Genomic DNA, 12452 nt, shown 5'->3' on the forward strand with positions numbered 1-12452 from the left:
ACGGGCCTCCCGTCCGCACTGGGGTCGCGCCCACCCCCGCATGGTGAGCAGCAATGGTCGGGTCGCGCACGGCGAACCCGACCATTCCTGCTCACGAAGTGCCCCCGTGGGGCGTGGGGACTACTCCGCGGCGGCCGCGGTCCTCCGGCGGCGGACGATCAGGACGCCCGCACCCGCGGCGAGCAGCAGGAACGCGATGAGCGCACCGACACCGAGGCCCTCGGCACCCGTGAACGCGAGCTGCCCGTCAGCGGTGATCGTGATCGGGGTCCAGCCGATCAGGCTCCCGTCCGCGGCCGTCACCGCGAGGCGGTGTGCACCAGCGGGGGTGTCCGACGGGATCGTGACGCGCACCGTGCCGTCAGCGCCGACCGTCACGGTGCCGAGCAGCGTCGGGGTCGAGTACAGCCACACGTTCACGACGTCACCCGCGTACTGCGAGCCGACCGTCACCGTGATGGTCTCCCCCGCACGAGCCGACGACGGCGCCGAGACGCTCCCGCGGTTCGCGTCGGTCAGACCGGTCTCCGACGGGGCCACCGGCGGCACCGTGCTCGGAGCGGACGGGGTCGGAGCAGGGGTCGGCTTCGACGTGGGCGTCGGCGTCGGGGTCGGGGTCGGGGTCGTGCCGCCGTCACCCGGCGTCGGGGTCGGGGTCGGCACCGGGGTCGGGTCGGTCCCGGGGTCGGTGCCCGGGTCGGTGCCCGCAGCATCGAGGTCGAAGCCCACCAGGATCGGGTCGTGGTCGCTCGCGCGGAACACGTCGTCGGTGTACAGGTCCGACGCGTTGTAGTTGTAGCGGCTGTACTCCAGACCCACCGACTCGACCGAGTTGATGTTCCAGATGTCCACGCCCGTGACCGTCTCGGTGGCGGCCGGGGACGCGAACACGTGGTCGAGCGACCCGCTCAGGCCGGAGAACACGTAGGAGTACTCGGTGGCGTCGAGCGCCGGGCCGAGGTCGGTGTAACCGGCGTCGTCGAGGACGACCACCGGGTCCTCCTTGCTGTAGGCGTTGAAGTCGCCGAGCATGAACACCTTGTCGGTGCCGTACTGCGCCTGCATGTCGGTGGAGAAGGTCACGAGGGCCTTCGCCTGCCGCACCCGGTCGGCGTTCGAGGCGCCCTGGCCGTCACCCTGGTCGGCGTTCTCGCCGGTGCCGGAGCCCTTCGACTTGAAGTGGTTCGCGATCACCAGGAAGTCGTCGTCCGCGGTGCCGCCGACGGGGCGGAACGCGTCCGCGACGGGCTGCCGGGCGTTCGTGAAGGCGTCATCGAGCAGGATCGTCGACTCACCGACGGGTTCGACGCGGTCCTGCTTGTAGATGAGCGCGAGGCGGATGACGTCCTCGCTCGCCGGGACGGTCGCGGGCGACTTCGCGTAGGCCCAGGTGTCCTCGCCGGTGGCGGCGTTCAGGGCGTCGACGAGCGTGGCGACCGCGGCGTCGCGGTCCTGGCCGAAGCGCGCCGAGTTCTCGATCTCCTCGAGCGAGACGACGTCGGCACCGAGGCCGTTGATCGCCTTGACGATCTTGACCTGCTGGCGCAGGAAGTCCTCTTCCTCAGCAGCACCGCGGGCGTCGCAGCCGGAGTTCACCGTGACGGGGTCGCCCGCACGGTCGGTGTAGTACGAGCAGCCGGTGAGCTGGTCACCCGTGGTCGGGAAGTAGTTCAGCACGTTGAACCCAGCGAGCTTGAGGTCACCGCCGACGTCCTGCGGCTCGGCCTGCCGCACGTTCGAGAACGACGCGGGCAGGTCCGCCGCCGGGGTCGCACCGGTGATCGGCGCGGTCGGCTGGAACTTCCACCCGCTGTTGCGGTAGTCGAGGACGACCGGACCCTCGAACGTGGCGGTCGCACCGACGGTGACCGGACCCTGGGTGAGCCACGACACCGGGATGCCCTGGTTGGCCTTCGTCAGGAAGTTGGTGCTGGCACCGTCGTCGAGCGTGACCTTGCGCGCGGCGTTCGACGCCGCGGCGGCCGTCGCCGCGGCGCTGCCCGGACGACCGACCTCGGTCGGCTGGACGAGCCGGCCGGCGCCGCTGGCGAGCACGACCTCGCCGTACTGGTTCGTCGTGTAGTTGTCGGCGACCGTGAAGGAGCCCTGCGGGGCGATGAGCATGCTCTCGAGCGACTCGCGCTGCGCGTCCGACGACGGGAACGCGACCGCGGCGGGCTGCGGAGCGACGACGGCGTCGCTGAGCTTTTCGAGCGAGGATGCCCCCGACACCGTCAGCTCGGTCAGGCCGAAGTACTCGGAGACCCCACCGGTGACGCGCACGTGGTCACCCTCGGCCACCAGCCCGGCGGTCGCGGACGAGAAGACGAACACGGCGTCGGACGCGGTGTGGGTGCCGAAGTCGATCGCGCCGCCGGTCCCCGGGGTCTGGATCGTGTAGCCGTTGAAGCCGCCGGACGCGTACACCGCGGTGACGACACCGTCGGTGGTGACGGTCTTGCCGGCGTAGGGCGAGGTGTCCGTGGTGCCCTGCAGCTGGGCGATGGTCACGGCCTCGGCGGGGGCGCCGGGGTCCGTCGGCTCCGTCGGGTCGGTGGGCTCGGTCGGGTCGGTCGGCGCAGCCGTCTCACCCGCGGCGTTCCGCGGGGTCAGGGTCGTCGTCACCGAGAAGTCCGCGCCGTTGTCGTCGGTGTCCGCGGTGCCCTGGCGGACCAGGCCGTTCGGCACGGCGTTCGCACCCTCGACGGTGCGCACGGTGCCCTCGAAGGTGTTCGAGGCGCCGTAGCCGAGCAGGTCGACGACGCCAGCGGTGCCGGTCGTCACGGGACCCGCGGCGAGCGCCACCGGCGTGGAGGCGTCGGACAGCACGAGCGTGCCCGTGGTTCCGGAGGGGTTCAGCGAGGCGGTGTCGTCCGCCGTCGGCAGGTCCGCTCCGACCGGGGTGGCGCCGCCGTTGCCGGCCATCGACACCAGGAACGTGCCCGCGGCCGGCACCGTCCCCTCGAGCGCGCTCGTCGAGAAGGCGCCGGTGCTCGTCGCCGAGCGGTACTGCAGCGACCAGCCGTCGAGCGACACCGGGGCGTCGGTCGGGTTGCCGATCTCGATGAACTTCTGGTTGTAGAAGGCGCCGTTGCTGCCCGCCTTCAGGTAGGCCTCCTCGATGACGAGGCCACTCCCCTCGGGGTTCGCGGTCGCTGCGGTGACGGTGACGAGCGGGGCTGCGAGGAGTGTCGCGGCAGCCGTGGCGCACAGCAGAGTGCGCCCGAGGGAGTTGGGCATGCCCGCACGCTACCGACCTGCGGAGTCCCTCAGGTTTCGCGCAGGTGAATGATTGCGTTCGGCAACATCAAGGCCGGGCGTTCACTCCCGCCGCGCCCGCGTCTGCTCCGCCCGCCCCGCGAGCTCCTCGTCGGCCGGGTACCCCACCTCGGTCAGGGTCAGCCCCTTCGCCGGAGCGGTCTTGAACGCGCTCGTCCGCGTCTCGGCGACGCGGAGCTCCTCGAGTCGTTCCGGCCCGAACCGTCCCTCGCCGACGGCGATGGTCGCCCCCACCATCGCGCGCACCATGGAGTGGCAGAACGCATCGGCCTGGAGGCGCGCCACCAGCACGCCGTCCGGCTCGCGGTCCCAGCGGAACTCCTGCAACGTCCGGATGGTCGTCGCGCCCTCGCGCGGCTTGCAGAACGTCGCGAAGTCGTGCAGCCCCAACAACGTCAGCGCACCGCGCTCCATCGCTGCCGGGTCGAGGCTCGCCCCGTGCCAGACCGTGTGCCCGCGCCGACGTGGATCGCGCGGGGCGTCGGCGTCCGCGATCCGGTACTCGTACCGTCGCCAGAGCGGCGAGAACCGGGCGTCGAACCCGTCCGGCGCGACCGACGCCCGGGTGACGACGACGTCGCCCTCGGGTGCCGCGATGCCGTTCACGCGTTTGACGAGCCCGTCCAGCGGCGAGCGCCCCGTGCCGCGCTTGGCGCTGAGTGCGTCCCACTGCTCGGCGGACAGGTCGAGGTGGGCGACCTGCCCGGTGGCGTGCACGCCGGCGTCGGTGCGTCCGGCGACGGTGAGCAGTGGCGGCTCGCCCCACCGGGTGAAGACGGTGGCGAGGGCGGCCTCGAGCGCGCCCTGCACGGTCCGCAGCCCGGGCTGCCTGGCCCACCCGGAGAACGCGGCCCCGTCGTACGCGATGTCCAGCCGCAGTCGCACCGTTTCGCTCACGTCCCCACGGTAGCCATGTCAGCGCCACGTCAGTGCCGCGTGAGCGCCCCGCGGCACCATCGTCCTCGACATCGACGAAAGGACATTTCGATGACCACGACACCGCTCGCGGTGGAGGCCTCCGGCCTCGTGAAGACCTTCGGGACGAACCGCGCAGTGGACGGTGTCGACCTCCGTGTGGAGGCCGGCACGGTCTACGGCGTGCTCGGTCCCAACGGCGCCGGCAAGACCACCACCATCTCCATGCTCGCGACCCTGCTCAAGGCGGACGGCGGCGAGGCCCGGATCTTCGGGCACGACGTCCGGCGCGAGGCGCAGACGGTCCGCACCCTGATCGGGGTGACCGGTCAGTACGCCAGCGTCGACGAGACGCTCAGCGCGACCGAGAACCTGGTGATCTTCGCGCGCCTGCTCGGGTTGTCCCGCGCCGACTCGAAGCGGAAAGCCGTCCAGCTGCTCGAACGCTTCGGGCTGACCGAGGCCGCGTCACGCCCGCTCAAGGGCTTCTCCGGTGGCATGCGTCGCCGGCTCGACCTGGCTGCGAGCCTCATCGCGCAGCCGCCGCTGATCTTCCTCGACGAGCCGACCACGGGGCTCGACCCCCGGACCCGTGCGCAGATGTGGGACACCATCCGCGAGCTCGTGGCGACGGGTTCGACGGTGCTGCTGACGACGCAGTACCTGGACGAGGCGGACCAGCTCGCCGACCGCATCGCGGTCATCGACCACGGCAAGGTCGTCGCCGAGGGCACGAGCGACGAGCTGAAGGCCTCGATCGGCAGTTCGTCGCTGCAGCTCCGCCTGACCGATGCGCTCCGGCTCGACGCCGCGCGCACGATCGTCCGGAACACCCTCGGTGTCGACGCGGTGGCCAGCCCCGAGGGCTCGCGTCTCACCGCACCGATGTCGGACCCCGACCGCGTGACGGACCTGCTGGTGTCGTTCCGCGAGGCCGGCATCACCCTCGCCGAGATGAGCGTGCAGAAGCCCACCCTCGACGAGGTCTTCCTGACGATCACCGGCGCACCGGCGACCACCGACGACGACGGCACCGACGACGACAACGACAGCACCGACCGCGAACTCGCAGGGAGCATCGCATGACCACCATCACCACCACCACGGGCACCGCTGCGCCCCGGATCACCCCGCGCCCCGGCGTCGGTGCGACCGGCCTCGGCGCCACCGTCCGGCAGTCGCTCACGATGGCGTACCGCGGCCTGATCAAGGTCCGGCGCACCCCGGAGCAGCTGTTCGACGTCACCCTGATGCCGATCATCTTCACCGTGATGTTCACGTACATCTTCGGTGGTGCGATCGCGGGTGACGTCGCGAGCTACCTGCCGATCATCATCCCCGGCATCCTGGTCCAGACGAACATCACGTCGTCGATCGTCACCGGCGTGCAGCTGCGCGAGGACATGGACAAGGGCGTCTTCGACCGCTTCAAGTCCCTGCCCATCGCCCGGATCGCCCCGCTCGCGGGTGCGCTGCTCGCCGACACCGTCCGGTACGCGATCGCCACGACGATCACCTTCACGGTCGGCATCATCATGGGTCTGCGTCCCGCCGGCGGGTTCGGTGCGGTCGTCCTGGCCGGGTTGCTGGTCATCGTCGTCGCGTGGGCGATCAGCTGGATCTTCGCCTACTTCGGCGTCGTCGCGCGGACGGCGTCGAGCGTCTCCGGCATCTCCAACATGGTGCTGTTCCCGCTGACGTTCCTGTCGAACGCGTTCGTGCCGGCGGACACCCTGCCGGACTGGCTGCGCTGGTTCTCCGAGGTGAACCCGATCTCGCACCTCATCACGGCGGTCCGCGAGCTCGTGAACCACGGCACGGTGGGCGTCGACCTCTGGATCAGCCTGCTCGGCGCAGCGGTCGTGGTCGCGGTGTTCGCGCCACTGACGGTCCGCGCGTACATGCGGAAGGCCTGACGGGCGCCGGTCAGCGCACGCGGAACCGCAGCTCCTCGAGCAGGAGCCGCGCCTCCGATACGGCCTCGGTCCGGTTCGATCCGGCCGAGGCCGTCTCGGCGTCCGCCAGCACCGCGTCGCCGAGGGCGTCGGCCAGCACCGACCGCATCCGTGGGTGCGCGAGCACGCCGAAGTCCTGCCGCGAACCGAGTCGGGTCGCCAGCCCCCAGCAGCGAGCGGCGTGCTCCGGCTGTCCGTCACGGGCGGCGGCGAGCGCCAGGCCGAGCAAGGCGGTCCCGATCACGGGCAGGTCCAGCCACCACGGGTGGACGCGCAGCATCACGAGCGCACCGACGCGCAGGCGTCTCGCGACCGCCACGTCGTCGACCGGGAGGCCCGGCGCGGCTCCGTCGGACCGGCGCACCGCCGCCTCGTCCCGCGCCGCGATCCGCGCCGAGCCCGCCATGAGCGTCCAGTGCGGCGTCTGCTTCCGCAGGGGCAGCACGGAGTCCCAGGCGCGGGCGTACTCCGCCGCCGCGTCGTCGAGGGCTCCTTCCCAGCGCGAGCACTCCGCACCGATGGCCATCGCGAGCACGCCGATCTGCACCCCGTCCTCGTCGAACCCGCCGCGGGCCTCGACCGGACGGTGCTGCAGGTCGTCGGCGACCTGCCGGGCGCGCACGACGTCGCCGGTGGTCGCGGCGCAGAGGCCGACGGTCCAGCCGATCTCGTACAGGTCGTCGTCGGCCCCGAACCGTTCGAGTTGCTCGCGGGCGACCTCGGCGGACCGCAGGGCGTCGGCGTGCCGGCCGGTCTGCGCCAGGAGCTGGGTCATGGTGACGGCGATCGACCCGGTGGTCCAGGCATCGTCGCTCGACCGTGAGAGCGTCTCGGCGCGGGTCGCGTACCGCAGGGCGACGGCGGACTCCCCGTCGTTCTCGGCGAGCGGCGCGCTGAGCATGTTCGCCAGGCAGGCGACCCCGGGCTCCGGGTCGTCGCGGTAGCGGGCGAGCAGTGCGTACCCGTCGGCCGGTCGCCCCAGGGTGAGGAGCAGCGCTGCCTGGGCGTCGAGCACCGCGAACCCGGTGGTGCCGTCGCGCATCACGCGGCGCAGGGTCGACACGGCCAGGGCTGCGGTGCGCTTGTCGCTGAACGCGGACGACCCGCCGGTGACGACGAGTCCGAGCACGGTCGCGGCACGGTCCGCGGTCGCCGGTCCGGTGCGGCGCAGGACCGGGACGACCTCGGGGCCGAGTGCGACGACCTCGCCGTGGGCCCCGCGCAGCGACCAGTAGCCGCCGAGGGCCGCGAACAGGTGCGCGACCGCCGCGGTGTCGTCGGCCGCCAGGCTCCAGCGGAGCAGCGTGACGAGGTTGTCGGATTCGCGGGCGACCTCGCGGAACCGCTCGAGCTGGGCGGAACCCGTGATCGTGAGCAGGTTGCGCTCGGCCGCGAACCCACGGCCCCAGCTGATCATGGCCGTACGGACGGCCTCGGTGGCGCCGCGGTCCCCCAGCCGGGCGGCACCGAACTCCCGCACCGTCTCGAGCAGCCGGTACCGCACGGGCTCGCCCTCGTGCTCGACGAGCTGCACGAGCGACTGCTCCACGAGCTCGGCGAGGTCGTCGAGCGCGTCGGCCCTGCGGTCCGGGGCCGCGACGGCCTCGACCGCATCGACCGCGAGTCCGTCCGGGAAGAGCGCCAGCCGGGTCAACAGGTCCTGGGCCCCGTCGTCGAGCAGGCGCCAGCTCCACTCGATCACGGCGAGCAGGGTGCGGTGCCGCTCCGGGGCGCTCCGGTCGCCGCCGCGCAGCAGCGCGAACCGGTCGTCCAGCCGGCGCTCGATCTCGTCGGCGCTCATCCCCCGGATGCGTGCAGCCGCGAGCTCGATGGCCAGCGGTGACCCGTCGAGCCGCGTGCAGATCCGGCGCACCGCGTCCACCGGCAGCACGGCTCCGGGTCGTGCGGCCCGCGCCCGCTCGGTGAACAGCCGGACGGCTGCCCCGTCGGCCTCGACGGGCAGGGGCGCGAGGGGAGCCACGACCTCGCCGGCGATGGCGAGCGGCGCGCGCGACGTCGTCAGGATCCGCAGCTCGGGCACGGTCGCGAGCAGGTCCGCGGCGAAGGCGGCGACCTCGGCCACCAGGTGTTCGCAGTTGTCCAGGACGAGCACGGTCGGCCCGTCGGCGAGTGCCCGCACGACGCGGGTGCGCAGGTCGGCCGCGACGGCGTCCCGGAGCGACCTGGTGGAGCGGAACTCGGCGATCCCGAGCAGCGCGCCGAGGGCCGGCACGATGTCGTCGGCCGTGGCGAGCGGCGCGAGCTCGAACACGACGACGCCCTGTGTCGGCGGCAGGCCGGCGGCGACCGCCTGCGCGAGGCGGGTCTTCCCCAGCCCACCCGCACCGAGGATCGTGACCAGCCGTCCGGCGGACAGCAGGTCCGAGACGGCGGCGAGGTCGGCCTCCCTCCCGACCAACGTGTTCGGCGCAGCACGCAGGCCGACGCGGCGGACGCTGCCCGTGGCGGGGCCGGACCGACGCAGCAACTCGGCGTTGAGGCGGACCAGGTCGGCCGAGGGGTCGGCGCCGAGTTCGTCGGCGAGGCGGTCACGGTGCGCCGCGAAGGCGGCGATGGCCTCGCTCGTGCGGCCGGCCGCGGCGAGGGCACGCATCGAACCGGCGACCGCGACCTCGTCGTAGGGGTTGGCGACCGCCTCTGCCGCCCAGAGCGCGGCGGCCTCGTCGGCGTCGCCCTCGTCGAGCAGTGCACCGCCGAGCGCGCGCCGGAGTGTCCGCCGGAGCGCTGCCGCTCGGTCCGCGAGTGCCGCGCCCAGGTCGCCGTCGACGTCCGCGCCCGGGTCACCACGCCAGAGGTCGAGGGCCGCACGGACCGCTGCCGGCTCCGCCCCGCCCACCGCACGCTCGGCACGGGCGAGGTCGACGTCCTCGGGGTCGCCGCCCAACGCGTACCCGGTGCTCGTCGACACCACGAGGCCGTCCGCCACGCTCCGGCGCAGTCGGGACACGAGCGTCTGCAGCGCTGCACGGGCACCCCGCGGCTGCACGTCCGGCCAGAGGTCGTCGATCAGGGACTCGGTGGTCAGGGCGTGGCCGCGCGCGAGCACCAGCGCCGTCAGGAACGCCCGAGCGAGCGCCCCGGGCACCGGCGACTGCCGGCCGTCCGCACCCGTCACCGTGACCGGTCCGAGGACGTTGATTCGGGGCGGGACGGTCACGGTGCGAGTCTACGGAGCGCCGGTGTCACGGGGTCCTCGCGTCAGCCGCGCGGACGGTGGAACGCCGACGGCCCCGTGCGGGTGTCGAGGTTGTCCGTCGCACGGCGCTCGGACTCCACGATGCCGCGGAGCGCCACGAGCGCGGACGCCGTCACCGCGACGTGCGACGGATTCTCGCGCGAGGCGTCGAGCGCCTGCTCGAGTCGCTCGATCGCCTTGTCGCCTTCGTCCTCGGGGCACTCCCCGCGGATCATGCACGCGAGCTGACGGAGCGCCTCCGTGAGGGGCTCGGTGAACGCCGGATCCGGACGCCCGATGTTCGCCGACACCGGACCCGACCGGGCGACGAGCTCGGTGAGGTCCGTCGTGTACCAGGCGACCCGTTCGAGCGCCCGGAAGCGTGCCCCGTCCTGCTGGAGCCGAGCCCGTGACCCGCGGAGCGCCCCGCGGGGGTTGATCTTCCGGCTCTCGTGCGCGACGGACACCCGCGCGCGCACGTCGGCGATCGCACGGTCGAGCTTGTCCTGCTGCCGGTTCCAGGCGTCCTCGTCGCGTTTGCCGGTCTCCAGCACGCGCGCGAGCCCCTCGAGGTGCTCGGCCAACACGGCGTTCACCTCGTCGATCCGACGTTCGGCGTCCCAGAAGTGCAGCGGTGGGAACACCAGGAAGTTCACGAGCAGGCCGACGACGACGCCGACGCCCATCTGCACCAGGTACCCGAACGAGTAGCCTTCGGCGTTCGCCCCGCCGACGAGCAGCACGAACAACGCCGCCGTCGAGACCCAGGTGCTGCCCTCGCCGAGCACCCGGAACCCGCCGACGAGCACCCCGATGCCGACCGCCAGGGCCACGGCGAGGATCCCCGGGTCGCCCACGATCATCGTGAAGCCCGCGACGGCGATGCCGAGCAGGATGCCGACGAGCGTCTGGATGCCGTTGCGCAGCCCCGCGTAGACCGTCGTCTGCATCGCGACGATCGCCCCGAGCGGTGCGTAGTACGGGTAGTCGGACGCGACCCCGGGCACGTGCCTGGCGATGAACCAGGCCAGTGCAGCGGCGCCGGCGGCCTTGGCTGCGTGCAGCAGTCGCGGCTGTGTGCCGGACGTACGGCTCCACCGCCACGCGCGGCGACCGACGCCCGCGATGTGTTGGAACTCCATGTGGTGACTCTCCCTGTCGGGCGGACACGCTACGGGGCGCCCACTGGGAAGGCGACGGTCCTGCGTTCTCCGGACGTCGGGGAGCAGGGGTAGCGCTCCCGAACGCGACGAAGCCCCCGCGACCTGGGTCGCGGGGGCTTCGTGGTGACGCGGGGTCCTACTTGGTGTCGTCGCTCTTCTCGGCGGCGTCGGCCTCGACCTCGGCGGCAGCCTCGGTCTCGGTCTCCGACTCGACCGGCGCGGACTCCTCGGTGGTCTCGGTCGCCTCGACCGGGGCCTCCTCGGTGGTCTCGTCGGCAGCCGGCTCCTCGACCGGAGCGGCGGCGGCCGGAGCCGCGGTGCGCTTCACCGGGGCGGGCGTGCCCGACACCGGCTCGAGGACGAGCTCGATCGACGCCAGCGGGGCGTTGTCGCCCTTGCGGAAGCCGAGCTTCGTGATGCGGGTGTAACCGCCCTGACGGTCCTCGACCTGCGGGGCGATCTCCGTGAACAGCGTGTGCACGACGGACTTGTCGCGCAGGGTCGCGATGACCCGACGACGAGCGTGCAGGTCGCCGCGCTTCGCGAACGTGATGAGCCGCTCGGCGACCGGACGGAGGCGCTTGGCCTTCGTCTCGGTGGTCGTGATGCGGCCGTGCGTGAAGAGGGCGTTGGCGAGGTTGCTCAGGAGCAGGCGCTCGTGAGCGGGACCGCCACCGAGGCGGGGGCCCTTGGTGGGCTTCGGCATGTCAGTTCTCCAGTGGTGAAAGTGGTGCGCGCGGTGTCAGCGCGCTTGCGCGTGAGCGCGAGATCAGTTGTTGGACTCGTCCTCGTCGTACCCGCTGTAGAAGTGGGCGCCGTCGAATCCGGGGACGGTGTCCTTGAGGGACAGGCCGAGCTCGGTGAGCTTGTCCTTGACCTCGTCCACCGACTTCTGACCGAAGTTGCGGATGTTCATGAGCTGCGTCTCCGACAGGGCGACGAGCTCGGACACCGTGTTGATGCCCTCGCGCTTCAGGCAGTTGTAGCTGCGGACCGACAGGTCGAGGTCCTCGATCGGGGTCTGCAGCTCGTTCGACAGGACAGCGTCGACCGGCGCGGGGCCGATCTCGATGCCCTCTGCGGCCGTGTTGAGCTCGCGAGCGAGCCCGAACAGCTCGACCAGCGTGCGACCGGCCGACGCGATGGCGTCGCGCGGCGTGATCGCCGGCTTCGACTCGACGTCGACGACCAGGCGGTCGAAGTCCGTGCGCTCACCGGCACGCGTCGCCTCGACGCGGTAGGTGACCTTGAGGACCGGCGAGTAGATCGAGTCGATCGGGATCTGACCGGCCTCGGAGAACTCGGAACGGTTCTGCGTGGCCGAGACGTAGCCGCGGCCGCGCTCGATCGTGAGCTCGAGCTCGAACCGCGCGGTGTCGTTCAGGGTCGCGATGACGAGTTCCGGGTTGTGGATCTCGACGCCGGCCGGAGCGGAGATGTCCGCTGCGGTGACCTGACCGGCACCCTGCTTGCGCAGGTACGCGGTGATCGGCTCGTCGTGCTCGCTGGAGACGACGAGGCTCTTGATGTTGAGGATGATCTCGGTGACGTCTTCCTTCACACCGGGAACGGTGCTGAATTCGTGGAGGACACCGTCGATGCGGATGCTGGTGACAGCCGCGCCGGGGATCGAGGAGAGGAGCGTGCGGCGCAGCGAGTTGCCGAGGGTGTAACCGAAGCCCGGCTCGAGCGGCTCGATGACGAAGCGCGAGCGGTGCTCGGAGATCGACTCCTCGGTCAGGGTGGGGCGCTGTGCAATGAGCACTGTGGGATTCCTTTCGGCGAAGTGTCCGCTATATGACACTTGGCGGTACGACGGGGCCGCGTGGGCCCCGACGGGTCTGTTGAGTTGTGATCACGCGCACCGATGTGCGCGATCGAACGACCAGGAATGGCCGCGGGCCCTGCCCGACCCCGTCAGGGGACGAGCAGGGCGCGGCCGGT

8 protein-coding genes are annotated in these 12452 nt (G+C 72.1%); 2 read left to right on the top strand and 6 right to left on the bottom strand.

The genetic code is table 11. The features are described from left to right. Nucleotides 1-120 precede the first annotated feature (120 nt). Complete coding sequence (locus tag M4960_RS08980) at nucleotides 121-3240, bottom strand: ExeM/NucH family extracellular endonuclease (RefSeq protein ID WP_248704064.1); 3120 nt, start codon at nucleotides 3238-3240, stop codon at nucleotides 121-123. An 81-nt stretch (nucleotides 3241-3321) separates the two neighbouring features. Next, nucleotides 3322-4176, bottom strand: a complete 855-nt coding sequence (gene truA, locus M4960_RS08985; RefSeq protein ID WP_248704065.1) for a tRNA pseudouridine(38-40) synthase TruA — start codon at nucleotides 4174-4176, stop codon at nucleotides 3322-3324. A 90-nt stretch (nucleotides 4177-4266) separates the two neighbouring features. Between truA and M4960_RS08990 the strand changes: the two genes are divergently transcribed. Both M4960_RS08990 and M4960_RS08995 read left to right on the top strand, forming a co-directional pair. Next, nucleotides 4267-5280 carry an ATP-binding cassette domain-containing protein gene (locus M4960_RS08990; protein WP_248704066.1) on the top strand — a complete coding sequence of 338 codons (1014 nt, stop codon included), beginning with the start codon at nucleotides 4267-4269 and terminating at the stop codon, nucleotides 5278-5280. Continuing rightward, on the top strand, nucleotides 5277-6110 hold the full coding sequence (locus M4960_RS08995) for an ABC transporter permease (protein WP_123339476.1): 834 nt from the start codon (nucleotides 5277-5279) through the stop codon (nucleotides 6108-6110). The genes M4960_RS08990 and M4960_RS08995 overlap by 4 nt, the downstream gene beginning before the upstream one ends. A gap of 10 nt (nucleotides 6111-6120) precedes the next feature. Here M4960_RS08995 and M4960_RS09000 read toward each other — a convergent pair whose 3' ends face one another. The 4 genes from M4960_RS09000 to M4960_RS09015 all read right to left on the bottom strand — a co-directional run bounded on the left by M4960_RS09000 (nucleotide 6121) and on the right by M4960_RS09015 (nucleotide 12273). After that, a complete protein-coding gene (locus M4960_RS09000; RefSeq protein WP_248704067.1) occupies nucleotides 6121-9327 on the bottom strand; it encodes a BTAD domain-containing putative transcriptional regulator in 3207 nt (1068 codons plus the stop codon). A gap of 41 nt (nucleotides 9328-9368) precedes the next feature. Continuing rightward, nucleotides 9369-10487, bottom strand: coding sequence for an aromatic acid exporter family protein (locus M4960_RS09005; protein WP_123293150.1), 1119 nt, complete (start codon nucleotides 10485-10487; stop codon nucleotides 9369-9371). 157 nt (nucleotides 10488-10644) lie between these two features. Beyond that, nucleotides 10645-11214, bottom strand: coding sequence for a 50S ribosomal protein L17 (gene rplQ / locus M4960_RS09010; protein ID WP_123293149.1), 570 nt, complete (start codon nucleotides 11212-11214; stop codon nucleotides 10645-10647). Between the two features lie 63 nt (nucleotides 11215-11277). Next, the gene (locus M4960_RS09015) at nucleotides 11278-12273 is read right to left on the bottom strand and encodes a DNA-directed RNA polymerase subunit alpha (RefSeq protein WP_071259847.1); all 996 of its coding nucleotides are present in this window, start codon (nucleotides 12271-12273) and stop codon (nucleotides 11278-11280) included. Between the last annotated feature and the right edge of the window lie 179 nt (nucleotides 12274-12452).

It is taken from the genome of Curtobacterium sp. MWU13-2055 (assembly GCF_023242305.1).
Classification (GTDB): domain Bacteria; phylum Actinomycetota; class Actinomycetes; order Actinomycetales; family Microbacteriaceae; genus Curtobacterium.